Consider the following 22,375-nt stretch of genomic DNA (forward strand, 5'->3'; position numbering starts at 1 on the left):
CACCGGCCGCGCGCGGCGACGCCGATGCGCTTTTCAACATGGGCCAGGCCTATCGGCTGGGGCGCGGCGTGCCGCTGAACCGCATCACCGCGATCGATTATTACCGCCGCGCCGCCGACAAGGGCCACGCGGCCGCGGCGGCCAACCTGGGCATCACCCTGTGGCAGGAAGGCCGCAAGACTGACGCGCTGACCAGCCTGCGGGCGGCGGCGGAAAAGGGCGACCTGCGCGCCTCCTATGTGCTGGGCGTCGCGACGTTCGAGGGCGACACCGCGCCGCGCAATCCGGCGCTGGGCTATGCCTATGTGGTGCGGGCGCGCGATGGCGGGCTGTCGCTCGCCTCGGCCCAGGCGGCGCGCATGGCGACGCGCATGTCCGCCGACGATCGGGCGAAGGGCGAGGCCGCCGCGCAGGCGCTGGCCGAGGGCCGGCCCGTTACTGTCGTGCTGGCGGCGATGTCCGCCCCGCCGCCTGCGCCGGAACCGGCGGTTGCAGACGAGGGCGTGGATTCGGTGGAGGAGGCGCTAGCGGAGAGCGCGGCACCCGCAAAGGCGGACCAGCCGCGCAAGACGGAGGGCGCGAAGCCCGCGCCCGCGAAGGCCGAGGCCCGCGCCGAGCCGCCTGCCGAGGGGTGGAAGGTGCAGCTGGGCGCCTATGCGAACGAGCGCACGGCGCGCACTGCCTGGGCGACGCTGGTGTCGCAGTCGGCGGCGCTGCTGAAGGGAAAGAAGCCCCTCTATGCGCCGCGCGGCGGGCTCGTGCGGCTGCAGGTGGGGCCGTTCGAGGAGCGGGCCCCGGCGGCAGAGCTGTGCGCGAAACTGTCGGCTGCCGGACGCCCCTGTTTCGTGACGAAATAGGGCGTCAGCGCGAATCGCCATCGCGTCCGGGCAAAAAAAGCCGCTGCGCGTTTCGGCGCAGCGGCCAGGGTTCAGGGAGGGGACACCGCGCCCGCAAAGGCAGGCGGTGCCCGTGTCGGCGGCTAAAGGGGGATAACGCCAGCCGACATCCGCTATTTGGGTCCAGCCGACGGGGATTTCAAGACCATCCGGCGTCGCACCCATGCGCGCACCGGTGAAGTTGTTCAGTTCAAACGAAGATATCGATCGACAACGCCGTCCTTCAGGCGCTGCACCTGGCCGCGCCGGTGCAGCCAGCGGAGGTGGGCCAGCGCCTCTCCGGTCGCCATCTGCAACTCGTCGGGGCCGATTCGGCGGCGGAACAGGGTGTCGAAACTGTCATGGGCGGAGCGGGGCGCTTCGCAGGCCTCCAGCAGGGCTTCCAGCTTGCGGTGATGATCATCTGCCAGCTGGTCCAGCCGGGTGTGCAGGCCCAGGAAGGGCTCGTTGTGGGCGGGCAGCACCAGCGTGTCGGCCGGCAGGGTCTTCAGACGAGCGATGCTGTCCAGCCATTCGCCCAGCGGGTCGGCCTCCGGCTCCCCCGGATAGACCGACACATTGGAGGTGATGCGCGGCAGAACCTGATCGCCAGAGATCAGGATGCGGCCGTCGGCATTGAACAGGCAGACATGTTCGGGGCTGTGCCCGGCGCCCACCACCACGTCCCAGTGGCGGCCCCCGATCGCCAGCCTGTCCCCCGCCTTCAGGCGGCGATAGCCGGTGGGCAGCTTGTGGACCCCGCGCCCGAAGCGGCCCCATTCGGCGGCCCGCAGCCGCTCAACCGCGTCGCCGGGCCAGCCCTGCGCGGCATAGAAATCCACCACATCGTCGGGCGTGCTGTCCGCCACGTCCAGCGTCAGCAGGCGGGCCAGCTGGAATTCGCCCCGGCTGGTTTCCAGCGGCACCTGCCACTTGGCGGTCAGCCAGCCGGCGAGGCCGATATGATCCGGGTGATAGTGGGTGACGATGACCCGGCCGACCGGCTTGCCGGCCAGCGGGCCTTCGAACAGGGCGCGCCAGTGCGCCTTCACGGCGGGCAGGGGGAAGCCGGTGTCGACGATGGCCCAATGGTCGCCGCCGTCCAGCACCCACAGGTTGATGTGATCCAGGCTGAAGGGCAGCGGCATCTGCAGCCAGAAGATGCCGTCGGCCACGCGCAGCAGCCGGCCCGGATCGGGCCTGTGTTCCCCGTGCGGATAGACGAGTCCGCGCCGCTCCAGCTTTTCGTCCGGGGCGGGCGGGGCCGTCATGCGGTCAGGGCTGGCGGAACAGCGATTCGGCGGTGTGTTCGCGCGGCGCTTCCGCCTCTGCGCCCTGCGCATCGCGCTCGGCGCGAAGCTCGGCCAGGATCGCATCCCGGTCTGCGCCCAGGCGGCCATCTTCCTGCGGCTGCACGCCCGCCTTCTTGGCGGCGGCGGCGACCAGCGCATCCAGTTCCCGCTGCGCGCACAGGCCCAGCGTGACGGGATCCTTGGGCGTGATGTTGGCGATGTTCCAATGCTCGCGGTTGCGGATCGCGGCGATCGTCGTTTTGGTGGTGCCGATCAGCTTGGAAATCTGCGCATCGGTGATTTCCGGGTGATGCTTGATGATCCAGGCGATGCCGTCGGGCTTGTCCTGCCGCTTGGCGAGCGGGGTGTAGCGCGGGCCAGAGGTGCGGCGGACCTGCGCCGGTCCGGGCGAGATCCTCAGCCGGTAGGCCGGGTCGCCATGGCCCTTCTCGATCTCGGCCATCGCCAGTTCGCCGGCGCGGACGGGATCGCGCGGGGTCAGCTTGGTGGCGGCCGTTTCGTCTGCGATCGCCTGCACTTCCAGCACATGGATCTGGCAGAAGGCCGCGATCTGCGCGAAGGTGAGGCCGGTGTTTTCCACCAGCCAGGTGGCGGTTGCGTGCGGCATCAGCGGCTGCGCCTGCTTCACCGGCTTGGGGCTGTTGGCCATGTGCGTGTCCCTGGTCTGTCGCGCCGCCCTGCAGCGCTCGATAGTAAAACGGCCACCCCGCAAGGGATGGCCGGCATCGGGGCGAAGAGTAAGGCCCCGGCGGCGCAAGCGCAAGCCCTGTCCCGGCGCTTCTGCCGGGGCTTGCCAGCGACGGGTCGTTGCGCGCATGTCCCCGGCCATGGGGACGATGACGCCAGTGCCGACAGCCGCGGGGGCCGCATCGCTGCCCGTGCCGCAGCATATGGTGCATCCGCCCCGGCCGCGCTGCGTGGTGAATGTGGGCTTCACCGGCCATCGGGCCGACCGGCTGACGCCGGGACATGCGGTTTCGGTGAAGGCCCATGTGGAGCAGGCGCTGCGGCTGATCGCCGGAACGGTGCGGGCGGCGCATCTGAAGGGCGCGGGCTGGTTCACCGGCGAGGAGCCAGAACTGCGCGCCATATCCGCGTTGGCCGAAGGGGCAGACCGGCTGTGCGCCGAAGCCGCGCTGGCGCAGGGATACCGGCTGGATAGCCCGCTGCCCTTCGCGGCCGAGACCTATCTGGCGGATTTCGCCGAGGGCCCCTCGCGCGAGGCGTTCCTGGCGCTGCTGGCCCGCGCAGACCGGGTGCTGGAGCTGCCGGGCGAGCGGGCGAACGAGCCGGCCGCCTATGCGATGGCGGGCGGCGCCATCCTGGGTTCTGCCGACATCCTGATCGCCATCTGGGACGGCAAGGGCAGCGGCGGGCGCGGCGGCACGGGCGAAGTCGTCGCCAATGCGCTGGCGATGGGCAAGCCGGTCATTCATGTGCCGATCGAGTCTGCCGAGGAGGTGCGCCTGCTGTGGACGGGGCAGGGCCCCGAAGGCGGCGGCTGGCAGGGCGCGATGGACCCGCCGTCAGAGCCGTTCGACGAGGCGCGGCTGGCAACCGCGCTGGAGTCCATCCTGCTGCCGCCCGACGAGCCCGGCGAACGCAGCGCGCTGGACTCTTTCCTGGCGGAGCGGGAGGAGCTGCTGCTGCGGCGGATCGAATATCCGCTGCTGCTGGCGCTGACGGGCGCGCAGAAGCTGACATCGGGCGCCTGGCGCAAGCAGGCCTATCTGCCCGCCACGCGGCAGGATTGGGCGCGCTTCGATCCCTATTGGCAGGGCCGGGTGGAAACCGGGCGCTTCAACCTGCTGGAACATGGCTATGCCTGGGCCGACAATCTCGCCAACCGCTTCGCGCAATGCTTCCGTTCGGGCCATGTGGTGAACTTCGTGTTCTCCGCGCTGGCGGTGGCGCTGGCGCTGTTCGGCTATCTGCTGGGCGGCAATGTGAAGGTGCTGTTCGTGGTGATGGAATTGCTGCTGATCGCGGCGATCGTGACGAACACGCGCGTGGGCCATGCCGAAAGCTGGCAGCAGCGCTGGCTGGATTACCGGCAGCTGGCGGAACGGCTGCGGCCGATGCGGTCGCTGCGGCTGCTGGGCGTGGCGCGTCCACCCGCCGTCAGCCCGACCTCCCGCACGGGGAACCGGCGCTGGATCGACTGGTATGCAGGCGGCATCTGGCGGCAGATGGGGATGCCCGCGGGCCGCATCGATCAGGCGGAACTGGACCGGCTGACCGGGCTGATCACGCAGGAGGAACTGGCGCCCGAAATCGCCTATCACCACCGCAACGCGCACCGGATGAGCCATGTGAACCACCGGCTGCACCAGTTCGGCTCCATCTGCTTCATCGCCACGGTGCTGCTGTGCATCGGGTTCCTGTTCTCGAACCTGGTGCTGGATGCGGAAACCGCCCATTCGGCCGCGATCTTCTTCACCGTGGCGACGGCGACGCTGCCGGCCTTTGGCACGGCCGCCTACGGCCTTCGGGTGCAGGGCGATTTCGCGGGAAGTTCCGCCCGCTCTGCGGCCACGGCCGACGCGCTGGACGGCCTGAAGGCCGAGCTGGAGACGCACCCGGCGCTGAGCCGGACGGCGGCGGTTGGCAATGCGGCGGCGGCCGTGATGCTGGTGGATCTGGCCGAGTGGCGGCTGACCTATCAGCAGCGCGCGCTGGAGATCCCGGGCTGAGCCGTCCGCGCGGGGGCCTATTTTTCGGCGCCTCTTGAATCCGGCGCATCCGGGGCCATCTGCGCCCGCCGAAAGGATCACGGATTTGACCGCCACCACCTATCAGGGGTTTGACCAGCTTGCCTCGGCGCTGAACCTGCCGCGCGATCCGCGCGCCGTGCGCCAGCGGCTGCTGGTTCTGGAGCGCGTGCTGGAAGGCGTGATCCGCCTGCCCGGCAATGTGCGCATCGGGATGGACGGCTTCATCGGGCTGGTGCCCGTGGTGGGCGATCTCGTGTCGGCGTCGATCGGCGCCTATCTGGTGTGGGAAGCCCGCAACCTGGGCATGTCGCGCTGGGCCTGCACGCGGATGCTGGGGCGGGTGGGCGTGGATGCGGCGATCGGCGCGATCCCTGTGGTGGGGGATCTGCTGGACTTCGTCTATCGGTCCAACACGAAGAATGTGAAGGCGCTGCTGGCCCATATCGACCGGCGCCATCCCGGCGCGACGGTCGTGGACGGCATCCGGCTCTAGGCCAGCCAGCAGTCGATTCCGGCGAAGCCGGAGGCGCCCAGCGGTTTCAGCCGGCGCAGCCGTTCCGGGCCCATTCCGCCCAGCGCGATGACGGGGCCGGTGGCCCCGGCCGCCGCAAGCCCGAAGCGGACCGGCCCCAGCACCCTGCCGCCCGGATGGCTGCGGGTGGGAAAGACGGGGGACAGGAACACAAGATCTGCGCCCTGCCGGAAGGCCTGCAGCAGCGACCGCCTGTCGTGCGTGGCGGCGGCCAGCAGGCCGCGCATCGGGCGGTGCCGGTTCCGCGCATGGCCGGGCAGGTGCCGGCCGCCCGGCGTGCCGCCGATTTCCGCGCCCAGCACCAGCAAGCCGCGCCGCCGCGCCAGTGCCAGCACGGATTGCAGCAGGGCGTGTCGCTGGTCTGCGGGCAGGCCATAGTGGCGAAAGACGATGCCGCCGCCGCGCGGCAGGCGGTGGATGGCGGCCCACAGCGGATCGCCCGGCGCGGGGCCGCCCAGCCGCTCGTCGGTGAACAGCCAGTGGGTCGGCACTCTTGCCCGGCGCATGGCGGGGGCTTACCGCATCGCCATGAAGAAGGCCATCGCATCCCCCGCGCCCAGCCCCGAAGGCCCTGCGGCCGCGCGGCTTCAGCAGATCCTGGACCTGTCGGCAGCGGAAGCGCGGGCGGGCGGGCACCGGCCGCCCCGCCTGATCGCCATTTCCAAGACCTTCGGGGAAGCGGATATCCGCCCGCTGATCGAGGCGGGGCAGCGCCGGTTCGGGGAAAACCGGGTGCAGGAAGCGGCCGCGAAATGGCCGGCGCTGAAGGCGGAATTTCCCGATCTGGAGCTGCATCTGGTGGGGCAGCTGCAATCCAACAAGGCGGACGAGGCGGTCCGCCTGTTCGACGCCATCCATTCGGTTGACCGGCCCTCGCTGGTGGCGGCGCTGGCGAAGGCGATCGCGGCGGCGGGGCGCACGCCCGAGCTGTTCGTGCAGGTGAACATCGGCGACGAGCCGCAGAAGGGCGGGGTGCCGATCGCGGGGCTGCCGGGGCTGCTGTCGGATTGCGCGGCGGCGGGGCTGCCGATTGCGGGGCTGATGGCGGTGCCGCCGGCCGACAGCGATCCGGCCCCCTATTTCGCGCTGCTGGCAAAGCTGGCGCGCCGCCACGGCCTCACCGGCCTCAGCATGGGGATGAGCCAGGATCATGACATCGCCGCCCGGCTGGGCGCGACGCATATCCGGGTGGGATCGGCGCTGTTCGGGAGCCGCGGCTGAACGGATATTCAGCTTCGACTGCCAAAATGGTTTTCCGAATGTGAACCACTGTTGCGTTTACCAAGCAGGGATTTGATCTTTCCTGCCCGGAAACCAATATAGGGGTCATCAAACGCGCCGTCAGAGCGCAATTCAAATCCAATCCGGTCGTGAACACATCGGGCCAGAAAAGGCCCGGGGCAAATTGTCTTGCGTAGTTTCAGTGGTCGGAAGTCAAGAACATGATCGGGACAAAGGAAATCTGCGCGCTGCTGCTCGCAGGCAGCATGGGCGCTGGCTCTGTGGTGGCAGTTCAGAAGGCGAAGCCTGCGGTCAGCCGGCAACGCCCCGCGACCAAGCCCAAGGTGCAGAAGGCGACGCAAAGCCAGGTGCAGACGGCGAGCATCACCGAATGCCCGACCGTGGGCCCGGTGGGCTCCCCGGATCTGTCGCCCATCATCGCCATGGAAACGACGGAGCCGCTGACCGGTTTCCGTCAGACGGCGGCTGCGCCCTTCGGCGGCGGCGGCGGTTCGGGCGGCGGCATCGGTGGCGGCAAGGGCCCCAGCATCCTGCCCGATCCTTCGCCAACGCCCGGCATTCCGCAGCCGGACACCTGGGTGATGCTGGTCGCCGGATTCGGCTTCATGGGGCTGGCGCTCAGGCGTCGCCCGCGGGTCGACAAGGCTTCAAGCTAATTCGTCACGGCCGATAGGCGCGGCGGGTTTCCTGCAGCGTGACATCCTCGATCTTGAACAGGACGAAGTCCAGATCGACGGTGTAGGTCATCGTGATGTCGATGAAATCCTGCCCGCCCGACTTCCCCGTGACGAACTGGGGGTCCGACAGGTTCTGCGCGTTCAGCCCGAACTGAGAGGCCTGAAGCTCGCTTGCGATTTCCGTCTGCGTGCGGCGCGGCCACAGGGTCGCCAGCCTGGCGCCTTCGCCGATGGCATTCTGAAGCCCCGCATTGGCGAAGAACAGCGTGCCGAACTGGAAGGTCACGAAGATCGCGCAGATCAGCAGCGGCGCGACGATCGCGAATTCGGCTGCGGCCGCGCCAGAGCGGCAGGCGGCCATCCGGGAAACGCGGCGGATCATTGGATTCGCACCGTTGCAGCCCCGCTGATCGGCACGCCGCCCGCATTCAGCAGTCCCGCGCCGGTGAACAGCGGGAAATAGGTGTCCGTCACCTCGACAGAGATATAGCGCGCGAACTGCTGGCCCGTGGGGCAGACGGCGTTCATCTGCGCCTGCCGGACGCCGTTGCATTCCAGCCAGGCATCGACGGCTGCAACCGGATTGGCCGCGCCGGCCGACGAGGCGGCCGAAACGGCTTCGGATTGCAGGAAATCATAATTGGCCCGCACCTGCCCCAGCGAAGTGGCGAGCTCCGCCGACCGCTGCGCCGCCTGCACCAGATCTAGCCGGGCGGAAAAGCCCTGCGACAGATCATAGACGGCGGCCATCGCCAGCGTGAGGAGCGGGGCCGCAAGGGCAAGCTCCACCGCGGCCGCGCCGCGACGGTCGAGCCGGAGCCGCCTGAGCAGCTGCGCCGCCCCCGCTTTGGCCAGGGCGATCATCCCACCAGCCTCACGGCGGTGCCGGTGAACGACTGGGCGCCCGATCCGGCCGGGCAGACATTGGTGATGGCGCTGTTGCCTGACCAGGTGATTCGCCGGGCCACCAGCTGGAAGCAGTTGGTGTTGAGCCCGGTGGTGCCGGTGAACTCCACTTCCTGGCTGGCGACATAGACCGCGCCCTGAAGTTTCGACGCGCTGTTGCCGTTCACCTTGTTGGATTGATTGGACAGCGTCGCGCGGCGATCCTGATAGATCAGCACGCCCTGATAGGTGCCGGTGGTGGGCGCCGTCAGGTTCACGGTCGCGCCGCCGTTCATCTTGATCTGGCCGATGCTGTTCGGATTGCTGGCGGCTGTCTTGCTGGTGAGGATGATGGTGACGCCGGTTCCGGTGACCTTGGACTGCGATCCGATCGACCGATCACATAGGTGCCGGGGTTCAGCGTGACGGTCCCCTTCAGATCCATGCCGTTGTAGGTGCCGGGGTTCAGCGTGCGCGTCTGGTTCGAATTCACATTGCCGTTCTGCGCGGCGCCGGACACGACCGGGTCGGGCAGGGCCAGGAACGGATCAGGCTGCGGCACGGCATAGGGAATCAGCACCGTACCCGGCGCATAGTTGCTGCTTTGCGGCACCCCGCCGACCGCCGCGATCGGCGTGGCGCTGACCGTGCTGGAGCCGCCCGCCACGACGGCGTTGGCGGACACGGAGTTCGTCGCCATCCCGCAGCCGAGATCGACCGTGGAACTGCCCCACAGGGTGATCCCGGTGGCGTTCGCGGTTTCCAGCGACAGCGCGCAGAACTCGCCGTTCGCGACCAGCGAGGCGGTGGCTTCGGCGGGAATGGTGAGGGGCCCGTTCAGGAAGAAGCCGGTGAAGGGCAGGTTCACATTGGTGGACAGGGCGACCCGCACGGCGCGGGTGTTGCCGGCCTGCGGCCCCGCCGTCGGCGCGTTTTCCACCACCGGATCGTTTGTCAGATCCACATAGGCATTGCGGGCGAGATCGTCGGCCACGACGGCGGCCACGTTGCGCCCCTGCGCCAGGCCATAGGCCCCGGCAATCGCGCCCGAGTCGGCCTGACGCTGCATCTGGCGCTTCGTCAATGTCCACTGGATTGTATCGATGGAAAGGCCCAGCCCGCCCACGATGATCGGGGTTGCGGCGGCCATGATGAGCGCCACGGCGCCCTTGCGATCCTTCAGCAGTCTTTTGGCTGGACTCATTGACTGAGCCTCCTGTTCAGCGACCTGATTGACTGGCGGATATCATTCCCACAGGCGGGCGGGCAAGAGATTTTTGACAGCAAAGTAAAAAAGAAGTATTCAAGCTGAAGCAGATTCAAGTTTTGCAGTGCTGATAAAATTAACCTCGATTCGGCTTTCCGGCACTGGAGTCCATTGCGGAATATTTCACACTTGAAATATCTTTGTCTTTCCCTTATTTCATGATCATTGACAGAAATATGGATCCAGAGCTGCTAATCTATTGTTTGATTGCTGCAACTGGGATATGACGCCGAGTCATAAAAGAACGGCAGCAAGAAGGGCCGTGATATGTCGCTTGAGAAAACCGGGGGCGCGCATCCCGTTCAATGCGCAAGCACGAACACGCATGCGCGGCGCAGGCCGGGCATCCTGGACCGGTTGAGGCGAAACCGCGCGGGCGCGGTGGCGGCTGAATTCGCCATGGTGTCACCTGTGCTGCTGGGCCTGATGTTCGGAACGGTGGAATATGGGCTGATCCTCTATTCCTACAGTTCCATGCAGACGGCGGCGCGCGACGTGACGCGCCAGGTCGCGGTGAACACGCTGGCGATCGGCGGGGCTTCTGCCGAGATCAAGAGCCGGCTGCCCACCTGGATGCGGAACGACGCCGTGATCTCCGTGACGCAGACAACGCCCGCGAACGCGGCAACGAACGTCTACACCACGACGGTGACGGTTTCCTCGTCGAAGGCGACTCCGCTGACCTTCTTCACCAAGGCTGCGCCCTTTTCGCTGCAGACCGAGGTGGAGATGAAGCAGGAACTTCCGTTCATGTAGGGCCGCCCGGCGGCATCCGCGAACTGCGGCAAAAACAGAAAAATGCAGGGGTTGTTATCATGATTCGCATCTCCCGAAATCTGAAGCGCTTGCGCAGGGACAAGTCCGGCGTGGTGGCGATGCTGGTGGCATTGTCGCTTCCGATGCTGGTCGGCGCGGCCGCTCTCACCATCGATATCGCGAACTTTCGCTATGTGCAGGGGCGCATGCAGTCTGCGGCAGACGCCGGGGCGCTGGCGGGCATCGCCAAGCTGGATACGCCGACGGATGCCAAGGCGGCCGCTGCCGATTATGCCGGGCGGAACGTGCCGGCCGCCTTTGGCGATGTCACGAAAAGCAGCGACGTGGAAATCGGGATCTGGGATCCAGTCGCCCGCACCTTCGCCGTTTCGAGCGACCCTGCCCTGATCAACGCGGTCCGGGTTTCGGCGGTCCGTTCGGCCACGCGGCAGAACGGGGTGCCCACGATCCTGATGCACTATTTCAGCAGCAGCTCGCCCAACATCCAGGCAACTGCGATCGCCGCGCGGCAGCTGGTGGTGCAGTATGAACCGCCGGAAAAGACCGACCTCGACAACCAGGCGTGGGATTACAACCGCATCTACGCCTATTGCTACAAGTACACCGGTTCCGGCACGCCCGAGTCGCGCCGGTCGCAGATGGCGCTGGTGGCGGACAATGTGCCCAAGAACGGCACCGGCGTCAGCAACTTCTGGACGGAGGCCGGCAAGCGCGGATTCGGCAAGGTTCCGAACCCGCTCGTCTGGCCCGAGTGCGAGAAGGGCGAAAGCCTGAGCTTCCGGCTGGAGAATATCCGCGACGTGAAACAGGCGATCTCCAACACCACGACCACGAAGACACTGTGGACGAGCTACGACAAGAACAAGTCGAAGCAGACGTTCAACCACTACACGGACACCGCCATTTCCGGCGGGGTGGAAACCTTCCCCGGCCTTGGATCGGAAAAGCTGGTGGAAACCATCCGTTGCGACACGCTGTCGGCCTGCACGGCGCCTTCCAAGCATGTGAAGGGAACGCCGCTGCGCGTGGCGGGCGTGCCCTGCCTGCCGGGCAAGTACATGTACTTCGGCTGGGAAGACCGGCCGCCCAGCAGCGGCGGCAGCGACGAGGATTATGACGATATCCGCATCACGATGCGCTGCCCGAAGACCGGCACGCTGGGGGATGGCATGTCGCGACTGGTCAGCTGATCGCGGCCACCCGGCCGGAAGGCCCACATTCCGAATCGGTTCGTCACACGGCCCGCTCCCGTTCCCCGGGGGCGGGCCGATCCGATTCGGCGGCAACCCGGCGCCGGGCCTGTTGCTGGCCGCCCGGGAGCTGATCGACGCGGCAGGGGCCGGACGGCCCCGGTCTGCGAATCGGCGCACCTGGTGGGCCTGTCCCCTGCGCGAATCGGGGTAAATGCGCCTCAAGAGCTTCCAAAGACCGATTCGCATTGAATATTGCACGGTGCGAATCGACTATTTCCGATGCCCCGCCAGAGGGCCGGATCCGGTGCTGCCAACTGCATTCCAGCCCATCCGGCACAGTAGAACAGGGTGGCGGACCTGTGCCGCAGGGCCGCCGCCCCCCGCGGGAGGGGGCGAATCGCTGCGACGAATCGTGCCGAATCATCGATGCAAGATGCGGTGGATTCGGCCGTTAGAACCCACTGAATCTGGTGATTTCCGGGCCCTGGCACAGGGCGAGTCGCCCCCTTCAGGGCGGATGTGGCGGAAAGGCCACAATGTTAATGAATGCAAAAGTTCAGTGTTCCTAAGGGCTTTTCACTATTTTTTGGTGTTGCATCCAAAGCGGGACATGGTTACCACTATGGATGAGACACGAACCCGGCCAAAAGGCGCAGAGCCTGGCGGCAGCCCAGTCGCGGGTGGGTCTGATCTCGGAATACCTCGCGGGCAATGACGTCCGCAGGACAACAAGTCCGGCAATGTCCGGATCATAATAGAGGGAAGTCGCGAAATGAAAAAGTTCATGCAAAAGTTCCTCGGCGACAAGGCCGGTGCTTCGGCCGCCGAATACGCCCTGATCCTGGCCGTTGTCGGCATCGGCGTGGCCGCTGCCTTCGGCACGCTCGGCACCAACATCACGGCGACCGTCAACGACGCCGCTGGCAAGGTGGCTGTGGCTCCGTAAGCCACGTCGCATTGACTGATCAGTCTGGGCCCTCGTGCCACCCGGTGCGGGGGCCCAGATTTCAGAAGTTGCCAAATCGGTAGGATCAAAGACCGGGCCAGGCCTTTCGGAACAAGTTTCGCGGATCGGCCCGTTAACCATAATAAAATCATCCTAGCGTCCTGAGCGGACTTCGGGTTCGGCCGGACGCCAACTGCAAGGTGTCGGGGACCATGCGTCGATCATCCATCTTCCTGTTGCTGGGGGCGGTCCTGTTGGGCCTGCTTGCCGTGCTCGCCGCTCGCATGGTGATGACCAAGGGCCAATCCGGGACGCCGCAGGCCGAAGCGCCCAAGACCTATGTGGTCGTCGCTTCGAAGCCGCTGAAGTTCGGCGACAAGCTGACCCCTGACATGCTGAAGACGCAGCCCTGGCCGGGCGCGCTGCCCGCCGACGCCTATGGGAAGACCCAGGACGCCGTCGGCGATGGCAACCGCACCGCGCTGCGCGAAATCAAGGAAGGCGAAGTGATCCTCGCGACTGCCGTGACCGGCGGGGCGGGGCGTCTGGCGTCCTCCACGCTACTCGGCCCCGAAATGCGGGCCGTTTCCGTTCCCGTCACCGAAGCGTCGGGCGCCGGCGGCTTCCTCGCCCCGGGCGACCGGGTCGATGTGTTCGTGACCCGCACCTTCGATGAAGGCGCCGCCTATACCAGCGCGGTCGTCCAGGGCGCACGCGTCCTTGCCGTCGGCCAATCCACCGACACGTCGACGATCGAGCCGACCGTGGTGAAATCCGCCACGATCGAAGTCACGCCCGCCGAAGCGCAGAAGGTGGCGCTCGCACAGATCGTTGGCACGGTGCACCTGGCGCTGCGTGCCACCGGAGACGAATCCCGCGTGCCGCTGCAGACCGCCAGCGCCTTCGAGGTGCTGAACATGCGCCCGCCTGCCAAGGGCGAAGCCGCCGCGGCCGCCCCTGCCGGCCCGGCCCAGGGCGCCGGTGCGCCCAGGCCGCGCCCCATTCCCGGCGGAACAGAGGTCCGCATCGTCCGCGGCACCGAGACGTCCGTCTATCAGGTGCCCCGGTAAGGAGGCCGATGGTGAGGAAGATCATGATGAAGAAAGCCGATCAACGGCTCGTGCCGATCGCCACCGCCTTCGCAAGGACGGTTTCCACCGCAGCGCTGATCGCAGCCGCCGCCATGGTCGCCGCCCCCGCCACGGCCCAGGTCGTCAGCCAGGGCAGCGCGCAGGCGGGCGCCGTGATGACGGTGCCGGTGAACAAGTCGCAGGTGCTGAAGCTGGACCGCGCCTATTCGAAGGCGATGGTCGGCAACCCGGAGATCGCCGACGTGATGCCGCTGTCGGCCAACAGCGTCTATGTGCTGGGCCGCACCACCGGTTCCACCAACCTTGCGCTCTATGATCGCAATGGCGGGCTGATCGCGGTTGTGGATGTCGTCGTCGGGCCGGATACGCTGGGCCTGAAGCGGCAGGTTTCCGAAACCTTCCCCGGCGAAGACGTCCAGATCAACAACAGCAATGATTCGATCGTGATCCGGGGGCAGGTGTCCAGCCCGCTGGCGGTGGAACGGATCGTGGCGCTGGCGGAAACCTATGCGCCGCAGAAGGTCGTCAACATGATGTCCGTGGGATCGCCCCAGCAGGTGCTGCTGGAAGTGCGGATCTCGGAAATGTCGCGCGGAACGGTGAAGCAGCTGGGCATCACCCAGGCCGCCTGGAAGGACGGCTCCATCGGCCGCAATTCGGATACCAGTGCCGGTCCTTTCGTCGGCTTCCTGTCGAACATGTTCGGCTCCACGCTCGACATCCAGTTCGAGGCGCTGGAGCGCAAGGGGCTGGTCCGCACGCTGGCCAATCCCAATCTTGTCGCGCTGTCGGGCGAAACCGCGAACTTCCTGGCGGGCGGGGAATTCCCGATCCCCAGCGGGGTCGACAACAACGGCCGTGTCCAGATCGAATTCAAGCAGTTCGGCGTAGGCTTGGCCTTCACCCCGACCGTTCTTGGCGACGGCATGATCAACCTGCGCGTCGCGCCCGAAGTCAGCTCGCTGGACCGGGAAATCTCGGTCGAGATGAGCGGCGCGACCATCCCGGGCCTGAAGGTGCGGCGCGCCGTCACCTCGCTGGAACTGCGCGATGGTCAGTCCTTCGCGATGGCGGGTCTCATCCAGTCGGACTTCACCGACTCGGTCCGTGCCATCCCGCTGCTGGGCAAGCTGCCGATCATCGGCGCCCTGTTCCGCTCCACCTCGTTCAACAAGCAGGAAACCGAGCTGGTCATCACCGTCACGCCGCGGATTGTCCGCCCCGTGCGGCCTGACCAGATCGCAGTCCCCACCGACCGCATCCATGCCCCGAGTGCGGCCGATCTCTTCCTTCTGGGCAAGACAGAAACCCGCAAGTCCATCGCCAAGCCGGCGTCAACAGGGGCAGCCGCCCCTGCGCCCGGCGGAATCGATGGCGAAGCAGGACATATCGTGAGGTGAAAAATGGGTCGCCGCATCATCACTCTTCTGCCGTTCGCAGCGTCCAGCCTGCTGCTGGTCGCGGCGATCTCCTCCCCCGCTGTCGCCAGTGAGGACAAGGATTTCGGCTGCACCGTCACACAGAATGTCGAGGTGCAGACCGTCGACATGAACCCCCGCTATGCCGGCACCCTGATGGAAGGCGGCGTCGGCAAGCGCAGCGCTGCCGCCGTCAGCCGCTACATGACCGGGCAGATCAAGGCGCTGGCCCAGATCAGCGGCCGGTCCGACCTGGGCTCGGCGGGCGGCGGCAACACCGCCGGAGCAGATCCGGCAACCGGGGGCAAGTGACATGGGTGTCGAACAGTCCGGCATGGCTGCCGAGGCAGGGGCCGCAGGCGCGGAGCCCTGGCGTCGCGCCGAGGCGCGTGCCGGAACAGGGGGGGCTATGAAGCTGATCTATGTGCCCCGGCAATCGGGCGGCGCGCCCGATGCCGATGCGCTGGCGCAGGTGGGTATCGCTCTCCACGAGCAGGTGGCGGACCTGTCCACACTGGCCGAGAATTCCCCCCTCCTGCGCGAGGCGGATGCCCTCGTCGTCGAGGTGGTGCCTGCCGATCCGAAAAGCCTGGAGGCGTTCGACCGGCTGATCCATCTGTCGGCCGGCGACGTGCCCGTGATCGCGGCCGTCGACGGGCTGACGGTCGGCGCGACCCGCACGCTGCTGCGCGCGGGCGCCATCGACGTGCTGCCGATCCCCTTTTCGGCGGAGGAACTGAAGCAGGCTGTCGAGCCGGCGCGGCGCCCCGTGCGCCCGGCCGCCCGGACTGCCCCGCAGCAACGCAGGCAGGGCAAGGTCGTCGCCTTCCTGGGCGCGCTCGGCGGCGTGGGGACGACCTCCATCGCCGTCCAGCTCGGCGCAACATGGGCGGGCACCAGTCGCGTCGGCCTGCTGGACATGGATCTTCAGTTCGGCGGCGGGGCGCTCTTCCTGAACCTGCATCCCAGCCTGAGCATCGGCAATCTCATCGAGGACGCCGACCGCCTGGATGCCGAGCTTCTGCAATCGGTCGCCGTTCGGCATTCCTCTTCGCTGGAAGTGTTGGCGAGCCCGCCGGAGATGATGCCCATCGACGCGGTGAGTTCCGACTTCGTGGACCAGCTGCTGCGCACCGCCGTGCAGGTGTACGATGTGGCGCTTGTCGACATGCCGCAAGCCTGGACGGAATGGAGCGTCCGCGCGCTTCACCGCGCGGACATCATCGTCATGGTGACCAACCTGACGGTGCCGGGCGTCTATCAGGCCCGCCGCCAGATGGAGGTGCTGGACGCCAACGGACTGATGCACAAGCTGAGGATCGTGGCGAACCGCGTGCCGACGACGATGCTCGGCCGCAAGGCGAGCACCCGAGAGACCGAAGCCGTCCTGGGACGCAAGATCGATTTCACCATCGCCAACGACTATGTCGGGATGAGCGCCGCGAATGACGAGGGCGCGATGCTGAAGGATGTGCGGGCCTCCTCCCGGTTGCTGAAGGACATCGGCGAACTGGCCAGCCACCTGTCCGAGGTTCTGGCGGCAGAGGCGAATCCGCAATGATCTGGCCGAACCGCAAGCAGGGCGGCGCGCCCGGGCCCGAAGCGGCCCCCGCGGAAGCGTCCAAGGCGCCGGCCGCCAAGCCAGCCGCTCCCGCCGCCGCGCCCAAGGTGGCGGCCGTGCCCGACATGTCGCGCGCCGACATCAAGACCGATCTGAAGGTCGAGCTGCACCAGAAGCTGCTGGACCGCATCAACCTTGCGGCGCTGGAAAGCATGACGCGCGAGCAGGTGGGCCGCGACATCGGCGACATCGTCGCCGAGATGCTGAAGGAGCTGAACCACGCGCTGAACCTGGCGGAACGTAAGCAGCTGGTGGAGGACATCCTCGACGAACTGCTTGGCCTGGGGCCGCTGGAGCCGCTGCTGAAGGATCCGTCGATCACCGAAATCATGGTGAACACGGCCTTCATCGTCTTCATCGAGCGCGCCGGCCGCATCGAGGAAACCAAGGCGCAGTTCGCAGACAACCGCCACCTGCAGCGGATCATCCAGAAGATCGTGTCGGGCATGGGCCGGCGGATCGACGAATCCTCCCCGATGGTGGACGCCCGCCTGCCCGACGGCAGCCGGGTGAACGCCATCATCCCGCCGCTGGCGGTGGACGGGCCGATCCTGACGATCCGGAAATTCTCCAAGACACCGATCGACATGGACAAGCTGGTGAGCTTCGGCGCCATGCCGGAAGCCTGCGCCGAAACGCTGCGGGCCGTGGTGAAGGGCCGCCGCAACGTGCTGATCTCTGGCGGCACCGGCTCTGGCAAGACGACGATGCTGAACGCCATGTCCGCCTCCATCGGCGAACATGAGCGGATCGTGACCATCGAGGATTCGGCCGAGCTTCAGCTGCAGCAGCGCCACGTGATCCGGCTGGAAACCCGCCCCGCCAACATCGAGGGCAAGGGCGAGATCAACCAGCGGGACCTTGTGAAGAACTCGCTGCGGATGCGGCCTGACCGGGTCGTGCTGGGCGAGTGCCGGGGCGGCGAAGCCTTCGACATGCTGCAGGCCATGAACACCGGCCACGACGGCTCCATGACGACGATCCACGCCAACACGCCGCGCGATGCGCTGTCGCGTCTTGAGCAGATGATCGGCATGTCGGGCCTTGAGATCAGCCCGAAGGCCGCGCGCTCGCAGATCGCGTCGGCCATCCATGTCGTCCTTCAGCTGGAACGCCTGTCGGACGGCAAGCGCCGCCTGACCTCGCTCGCTGAAGTGACCGGCATGGAAGGCGAGACCGTGCTGCTGCAGGAAATCTTCCGCTTCGACCGCCAGGGCATCGACGTGCACGGCAATGTGATTGCCGAGCTGAAGCCCACCGGCATCCGGCCGAAGTTCATGGAATATCTGGGCGCGCGCGGCATCCATCTGCCGGCGCATCTGTTCGATCCCTATCGCAAGCTGGATTCTGCGGCATGAGTTTCGGCGACGGCACCGGCCTGCTGTTCGGGCTGCTCTTCCTGGCGGTCGTCCTCCTCGTGGAGGGGGCCTGGTACTATTACAAGGACGTCTATGCGCCGCGCACCCGCGTGGGCCGTCGGATGGAAATGCTGAAATCCGGCGCCATGCAGGAGCAGGTGGAAGCCTCGCTGAAACTGTCGCAGAACAAGCATGGCGCGGGCATGGTGGGTCGCTTCATGGGCCAGCTTGAAACGAAGCTGACACAGGCCGGCATCCGGGTCACGCCGGAACGGTTCGTGACGCTGATGGGCGTCGCGACTCTGGCGCTGGCCGTTGCCTCTCCGATCATTCTGGGCGTGGCCAACATGCTGAACTCGGCGGGCGCCGTGCTGGTCGTGCTGGCGTTCGCGGTGGGTGTCGGCATCGTGCTGCCGCTCGCCTTTGTGGACCGCAAGGCCGCCAAGCGGATGAAGAAGTTCGAGGAACAGTTCCCCGTCGCGCTCGACATCTTCGTGCGCGGCCTCAGGGCCGGCCACCCGGTGACGGGCGCGCTCGACCTGCTGGTCGAGGAAATGTCGGACCCGCTGGGGTCGGAATTCGCCATCGTGATGGCCGAAGTCTCCTATGGCAGCGATCTGCGCGAGGCGCTGGAAAGCCTGGCGCAGCGGGTGCAGTTGACGGACGTGCAGATGTTCGCGGTCTGCGTCGCGATCCAGGCGGAAACCGGCGGGAACCTGGCGGACATCCTGGACGGTCTTGCCAATGTGATCCGGGAACGCAATTCGATGGTGCTGAAGGTTCGCGCCCTCTCCTCGGAAGGGAAGATGACGGCCTGGGTGCTGTCGGCCCTGCCGATCTGCGTTTTCGGCTTCATCTTCATCTCGAACCCCAGCTTCTATCTGGACGTGGCGGATGATCCGATGTTCATGCCCGGCCTGCTGGGCATCGTGGGCTGGTATACGCTGGGGATGATGATCATCCGCAAGCTCGTGACGCTGAAGGTCTGAGCGATGAGCCAGGACATGATCACCTATCTCCTTCTCGGCCTGGTGTTCGGCGCCGTGGTGCTGGGCGTGCTGGCGGTTGCGCCGATGTTCGGCCGCAAGGTCGACATGGCGAAGCGCCTGGGCATGCCGGGCGCTGCAGGGGCTGCCGCCGGTGGCGGCGCGCCCACGCTCCGGTCGGACACCAGCAACAATCTGTGGGCGCGGCTCGTCACCGAAGTCGAAAGTCGGGGCATCTCGCTGCACGACGACAAGGCGGCCGTTCTGCAGGAGCGGCTGACGCTGGCGGGCTATAACCAGCCCTATGCCGTCCGTGCCTTCGTGCTGATCCGCACCACGCTGACGCTGATTTTCCCGGCGCTGACCTACAGCTTCCTGATCGCCACCGGCTCCACCATGGTGGGCACCAAATTCTACCTCGTCGTGCTCGGCTCGGCGCTCCTGGGGCTGTATCTGCCCAACGTGATCGTCAGCGGCCGGGCCGACCGGCGGATGACGGAAATCCTGAACGGCTTCCCTGACGCGCTCGACCTGATGCTGGTCTGCGTCGAGGCGGGCCTCGGCATCGACGCCTGCTTCGCGCGGGTCGGCGAGGAGATCGTGAACCTCCACCCCCGGCTGGCGGAACTGTTCGCGGGTGTCTCGCTCGAGCTTCGGGCCGGCCGTCCGCGCGCGGATGCGCTGAAGAACATGGCCCGCAAGAGCGGTGTGCAGGAAATCCAGTCCTTCGCGACGCTCGTCATCCAGTCGGACAAGCTGGGGGCAAGCATCGGCCAGGCGCTGAAGGTCTATGCCGCGGAAATGCGCGAAGGCCGCCGGATGCGGGCCGAGGAAAAGGCCCATCGTCTGCCGGTGCTGCTGTCGGTGCCGATGGTGGTGTTCCTGCTGCCCGTCGTCGTCGGGTCGCTCGGTCTTCCGGCCGCGATCCAGATCTCCAACTCGCAGTTCGGCGAATGACGACCGCTGCTCCCCGCGTCGGCCGGCTTGCCCCGCTCGCGCTGGGGGCGGCGCTGGCTGCCCATGCGGCGGCCGATGCGAAGACGGCCGATCTGGGCGAGGCCCGCATGTCCGGGCCGGATCCGATCGCGGGCGCCACGGCGGTAGCCGCGCGCGAGATGGGCAAGGCCTATCTCGCCGCCAACAAGCTGCCCGAAGCGCTGCAGGCCTATCGAAAGGCGCTGGCGCAGGATCCGGATTCGATCGAATCGCTGAACGGCATGGCCGTCTGCTTCGACCGGCTGGGCCGTTTCGAGGATGCGCGCACCCATTATGAAGCCGCGCTCGGCATCGATCCGACGTCGCCGGTGCTGCTGAACAATTACGGCCTCTCGCTTTATCTGCAGGGTGCGCATGCGGAAGCCGCGCGCTTCCTGCAACTGGCGGCCTCTGCCGGTGATCCGATGGTGCAGTCCGCCGCGCTGCGCACGCTTGCGAAGATCGACCAGGCGGCCCGGTCGCGGCCCGTGCAGGCCGCCGCCGTCGAAGCCGCCCCGCAGGCCGGCCCGACGATCGTGCGCACCAGCGGGCATGAACAGCGGCTGGTGCTGACGCCGCCGAAGCCGCAGGCGCGCGTCCAGCTGGCGGCTGTCACGCCCGTGGCGGGCGCCGAAGCGATCTCCGCCATCGGCGGCCTGACTGCGGCAGACGACGCCCGCATCGCCGCCTTCGAACGGGCCGCGATCGTTTCCGACGCCGAAGTGGCGGCCCGTGCCGAAGCCCGGCGCGAAGCCGAGCGCCTGATGGCGGAAGCCCGGACGATGGTGCCGGCCGACATGCAGGTCGCAGCCCTTCTGGAAGCCGCCCGCAAGGCAACCGCCGCGCAGCCGCAGGCCGATGCCACGCCGCTGTCGCCCTGGGGCGAGCCGGCGGAACCGGCCTTCCAGGCGCCCGACCCCAAGGATTGGCACCAGGATCAGATCCTCGCGATCGCGCCGGCCCCGGGCGGGCCGTCGCGCCGGTCGGTGGACAGGGCCAGCCTGAACATGGCGCTGCTGGCGGCCGGGTTCGCGCCGCCCAGGGATGCCCGCCGCAGGGCGCTGGCCGCCGCGGCGCAGCAGGCGCTTCAGGAAGCCGGGACGCGCCGGCAGTTCGACGCGCCCTTCGCCAGCGACGATGACCGGCTGAACGGCTTCGCGGCGGATCTGCACAGGAAGGCGGACGAGGCTGCCGACGAGCAGGTGGAACTGACCGTGGCGGAAAAGGTGGCGCGGCTGGAAGCCCTGATCGAACGGGTGCGCGCGGCATGAGGGCCAGGGGCGTGCGGTGGCTGGCGGCTGTCGCCGCTGTCGCAGTGATCAGCGGAACGGTCGACGAGCCTCTTCGCGCGGCGGAGACTTCGGCTGCTGCCGGGGCTCTGGATGGCGAGGCGCTCACCCTGGAGTTCATCGACAAGGCCATCGCAGACGGGCGGCTGAAAAGCGCGGGCGACCTGATCCTGCGCGCCGGCGCCCGGTTTCCGGGCCCGGAGGTTTCTCTGCGGCAGGCGGAACTGATGCTGGCGGCGGATTCGCTGGCGGAGGCGGCGACCGCGTTCCAGGCGCTGGAGACGGACCCTGTCGTCGGCGCGCGGGCGCTGGCGGGCCGGGGCATCACGGCCATCCGCGCCGGCCATCCCGACGCGGCGGATGCGCTGCTCGCGGATGCCGTGGCGCGCGATCCGGCACTGGCGCGGGCCTGGTCTGCGCGGGCGGTGCTGGCGGACCGGCGGCACGACTGGCCGGCGGCCGAGCGCTTCTATGCCGCTGCGCTGCAGGCCGCGCCTGAGTCGCCCGAGGTGCTGAACAACCGGGGCTATTCCCGCCTGCTGCAGGGCCGCCACGCGGAAGCGGAAGCGGATTTCGACACTGCGCTGAAACTGAAGCCCGATCTGAAGCAGGCGCAGACCAACCTGAAGCTCGCGAAGGCGATGCAGGGCCGCTATGCCGAGGCCTTCACCAGCAGCAACCGGGACGAGCTGGCGCGGGATCTGAACACCATCGGGGTGGCGGCCATGCTGCGCGGCGATCATCGCATTGCGGAAAGCTATTTCGCCCGCGCGATCGACATGAACAGCCGCTACGACAAGACCGCGAGCGCCAATCTCGCCTATCTGAAATCCATCGCACCGGAACTGGCAGAGAGCGCCGGGGCCGCCCGGCCATGAGCTGGGACATGCTGTTTGCCGGCATCGCCGGCCTGTCGCTGCTGGTGGCCTGCGTCTGCGACCTGCGGCGGTTCGAGATCCCCGATTCCCTGTCGATCCTGCTGCTGGTGACAGCGGTGCTGTTCGGCATCGTCACCCCCGGCTTCGCCTGGGGCTGGCATGCCGCCGGGCTGGCGCTGATGTTCGCCGTCGGCCTTGGTCTGTTCGCGATCGGCTGGATGGGCGGCGGGGATATCAAGCTGATGGTGGGCATGTCGGCCTGGACCGGCCTGTTCGGCCTTCCGGCCTTTCTGCTGGGCACGGTTCTGGCGGGCGGCGTGCTGGCGGCGGTGCTGCTG

25 protein-coding genes are annotated in these 22,375 nt (G+C 67.5%); 18 read left to right on the forward strand and 7 right to left on the reverse strand.

The window, feature by feature from the left end; all coding sequences use genetic code 11:
* Positions 1-857 (forward strand): SPOR domain-containing protein (locus tag ACE3O8_RS04895; RefSeq protein ID WP_374387380.1); only part of this gene is annotated, 857 nt, incomplete at its 5' end.
* A 224-nt stretch (positions 858-1,081) separates the two neighbouring features.
* Here ACE3O8_RS04895 and ACE3O8_RS04900 read toward each other — a convergent pair.
* Both ACE3O8_RS04900 and ACE3O8_RS04905 read right to left on the reverse strand, forming a co-directional pair.
* Positions 1,082-2,146 carry an MBL fold metallo-hydrolase gene (locus ACE3O8_RS04900; RefSeq protein WP_374387382.1) on the reverse strand — a complete coding sequence of 355 codons (1,065 nt, stop codon included), beginning with the start codon at positions 2,144-2,146 and terminating at the stop codon, positions 1,082-1,084.
* Positions 2,147-2,150: 4 nt separating this feature from the next.
* Positions 2,151-2,837, reverse strand: a complete 687-nt coding sequence (locus tag ACE3O8_RS04905) for a cell cycle transcriptional regulator TrcR (protein WP_374387385.1) — start codon at positions 2,835-2,837, stop codon at positions 2,151-2,153.
* 178 nt (positions 2,838-3,015) lie between these two features.
* Here ACE3O8_RS04905 and ACE3O8_RS04910 point away from each other — a divergent pair, with 178 nt between their 5' ends.
* Both ACE3O8_RS04910 and ACE3O8_RS04915 read left to right on the forward strand, forming a co-directional pair.
* Entirely contained in the window at positions 3,016-4,881 is a 1,866-nt protein-coding gene (locus ACE3O8_RS04910; RefSeq protein ID WP_374387387.1) for a DUF4231 domain-containing protein, read from the forward strand.
* Positions 4,882-4,966: 85 nt separating this feature from the next.
* A complete protein-coding gene (locus ACE3O8_RS04915; protein ID WP_374387390.1) occupies positions 4,967-5,395 on the forward strand; it encodes a DUF4112 domain-containing protein in 429 nt (142 codons plus the stop codon).
* On the opposite strand, the gene ACE3O8_RS04920 is transcribed toward ACE3O8_RS04915, so the two are convergent.
* Complete coding sequence (locus ACE3O8_RS04920) at positions 5,392-5,940, reverse strand: thiamine phosphate synthase (protein ID WP_374387392.1); 549 nt, start codon at positions 5,938-5,940, stop codon at positions 5,392-5,394. The two genes, ACE3O8_RS04915 and ACE3O8_RS04920, sit on opposite strands and share 4 nt — an antisense overlap.
* A 22-nt stretch (positions 5,941-5,962) precedes the next feature.
* Between ACE3O8_RS04920 and ACE3O8_RS04925 the strand changes: the two genes are divergently transcribed.
* Together ACE3O8_RS04925 and ACE3O8_RS04930 are read left to right on the forward strand one after the other, a co-directional pair.
* Positions 5,963-6,655: a YggS family pyridoxal phosphate-dependent enzyme gene (locus tag ACE3O8_RS04925; RefSeq protein WP_374387394.1), complete on the forward strand. Its 693-nt coding sequence runs from the start codon at positions 5,963-5,965 to the stop codon at positions 6,653-6,655.
* A 221-nt stretch (positions 6,656-6,876) separates the two neighbouring features.
* Positions 6,877-7,332, forward strand: a complete 456-nt coding sequence (locus ACE3O8_RS04930; RefSeq protein WP_374387395.1) for a PEP-CTERM sorting domain-containing protein — start codon at positions 6,877-6,879, stop codon at positions 7,330-7,332.
* A 4-nt stretch (positions 7,333-7,336) separates the two neighbouring features.
* Here the strand turns inward: ACE3O8_RS04930 and ACE3O8_RS04935 are convergent, their stop codons facing one another.
* The 4 genes from ACE3O8_RS04935 to ACE3O8_RS04950 are packed head-to-tail and all read right to left on the reverse strand — an operon-like array spanning position 7,337 to position 9,442.
* Positions 7,337-7,735 carry a TadE/TadG family type IV pilus assembly protein gene (locus ACE3O8_RS04935; RefSeq protein ID WP_374387397.1) on the reverse strand — a complete coding sequence of 133 codons (399 nt, stop codon included), beginning with the start codon at positions 7,733-7,735 and terminating at the stop codon, positions 7,337-7,339.
* Positions 7,732-8,217: a TadE/TadG family type IV pilus assembly protein gene (locus ACE3O8_RS04940; protein WP_374387399.1), complete on the reverse strand. Its 486-nt coding sequence runs from the start codon at positions 8,215-8,217 to the stop codon at positions 7,732-7,734. Before ACE3O8_RS04940 ends, ACE3O8_RS04935 begins: the two co-directional genes overlap by 4 nt.
* Positions 8,214-8,534 (reverse strand): hypothetical protein, encoded by a 321-nt coding sequence (locus ACE3O8_RS04945; RefSeq protein WP_374387401.1) that lies wholly within the window; start codon positions 8,532-8,534, stop codon positions 8,214-8,216. The genes ACE3O8_RS04940 and ACE3O8_RS04945 overlap by 4 nt, the downstream gene beginning before the upstream one ends.
* Positions 8,531-9,442 (reverse strand): pilus assembly protein TadG-related protein, encoded by a 912-nt coding sequence (locus tag ACE3O8_RS04950; RefSeq protein ID WP_374387403.1) that lies wholly within the window; start codon positions 9,440-9,442, stop codon positions 8,531-8,533. Before ACE3O8_RS04950 ends, ACE3O8_RS04945 begins: the two co-directional genes overlap by 4 nt.
* A 444-nt stretch (positions 9,443-9,886) precedes the next feature.
* Here ACE3O8_RS04950 and ACE3O8_RS04955 point away from each other — a divergent pair, with 444 nt between their 5' ends.
* The 13 genes from ACE3O8_RS04955 to ACE3O8_RS05015 all read left to right on the forward strand — a co-directional run.
* The gene (locus ACE3O8_RS04955) at positions 9,887-10,261 is read left to right on the forward strand and encodes a TadE/TadG family type IV pilus assembly protein (RefSeq protein ID WP_374387405.1); all 375 of its coding nucleotides are present in this window, start codon (positions 9,887-9,889) and stop codon (positions 10,259-10,261) included.
* 59 nt (positions 10,262-10,320) lie between these two features.
* Positions 10,321-11,472 (forward strand): TadG family pilus assembly protein, encoded by a 1,152-nt coding sequence (locus ACE3O8_RS04960; RefSeq protein WP_374387407.1) that lies wholly within the window; start codon positions 10,321-10,323, stop codon positions 11,470-11,472.
* Between the two features lie 775 nt (positions 11,473-12,247).
* A complete protein-coding gene (locus tag ACE3O8_RS04965) occupies positions 12,248-12,421 on the forward strand; it encodes a Flp family type IVb pilin (protein ID WP_374387409.1) in 174 nt (57 codons plus the stop codon).
* A gap of 212 nt (positions 12,422-12,633) precedes the next feature.
* On the forward strand, positions 12,634-13,491 hold the full coding sequence (gene cpaB, locus ACE3O8_RS04970) for a Flp pilus assembly protein CpaB (RefSeq protein WP_374387411.1): 858 nt from the start codon (positions 12,634-12,636) through the stop codon (positions 13,489-13,491).
* 11 nt (positions 13,492-13,502) lie between these two features.
* Complete coding sequence (locus ACE3O8_RS04975; RefSeq protein ID WP_374387413.1) at positions 13,503-14,912, forward strand: type II and III secretion system protein family protein; 1,410 nt, start codon at positions 13,503-13,505, stop codon at positions 14,910-14,912.
* 3 nt (positions 14,913-14,915) lie between these two features.
* A complete protein-coding gene (locus ACE3O8_RS04980; RefSeq protein WP_374387415.1) occupies positions 14,916-15,242 on the forward strand; it encodes a hypothetical protein in 327 nt (108 codons plus the stop codon).
* A gap of 97 nt (positions 15,243-15,339) precedes the next feature.
* Positions 15,340-16,491, forward strand: coding sequence for a CpaE family protein (locus ACE3O8_RS04985; RefSeq protein WP_374387416.1), 1,152 nt, complete (start codon positions 15,340-15,342; stop codon positions 16,489-16,491).
* Positions 16,488-17,909 carry a CpaF family protein gene (locus ACE3O8_RS04990; protein ID WP_374387418.1) on the forward strand — a complete coding sequence of 474 codons (1,422 nt, stop codon included), beginning with the start codon at positions 16,488-16,490 and terminating at the stop codon, positions 17,907-17,909. Before ACE3O8_RS04985 ends, ACE3O8_RS04990 begins: the two co-directional genes overlap by 4 nt.
* On the forward strand, positions 17,906-18,898 hold the full coding sequence (locus ACE3O8_RS04995) for a type II secretion system F family protein (RefSeq protein WP_374387420.1): 993 nt from the start codon (positions 17,906-17,908) through the stop codon (positions 18,896-18,898). Before ACE3O8_RS04990 ends, ACE3O8_RS04995 begins: the two co-directional genes overlap by 4 nt.
* A 3-nt stretch (positions 18,899-18,901) precedes the next feature.
* Positions 18,902-19,852 (forward strand): type II secretion system F family protein, encoded by a 951-nt coding sequence (locus ACE3O8_RS05000; protein ID WP_374387422.1) that lies wholly within the window; start codon positions 18,902-18,904, stop codon positions 19,850-19,852.
* Positions 19,849-21,141, forward strand: coding sequence for a tetratricopeptide repeat protein (locus ACE3O8_RS05005; RefSeq protein ID WP_374387424.1), 1,293 nt, complete (start codon positions 19,849-19,851; stop codon positions 21,139-21,141). Before ACE3O8_RS05000 ends, ACE3O8_RS05005 begins: the two co-directional genes overlap by 4 nt.
* Entirely contained in the window at positions 21,138-22,037 is a 900-nt protein-coding gene (locus ACE3O8_RS05010) for a tetratricopeptide repeat protein (protein ID WP_374387426.1), read from the forward strand. The genes ACE3O8_RS05005 and ACE3O8_RS05010 overlap by 4 nt, the downstream gene beginning before the upstream one ends.
* Positions 22,034-22,375 (forward strand): prepilin peptidase (locus ACE3O8_RS05015; protein ID WP_374387428.1); only part of this gene is annotated, 342 nt, incomplete at its 3' end. The genes ACE3O8_RS05010 and ACE3O8_RS05015, both read left to right, overlap by 4 nt.

Origin of the sequence: Sandaracinobacter sp., from assembly GCF_041909755.1 — a bacterium.
Lineage (GTDB): Bacteria > Pseudomonadota > Alphaproteobacteria > Sphingomonadales > Sphingomonadaceae > Sandaracinobacteroides.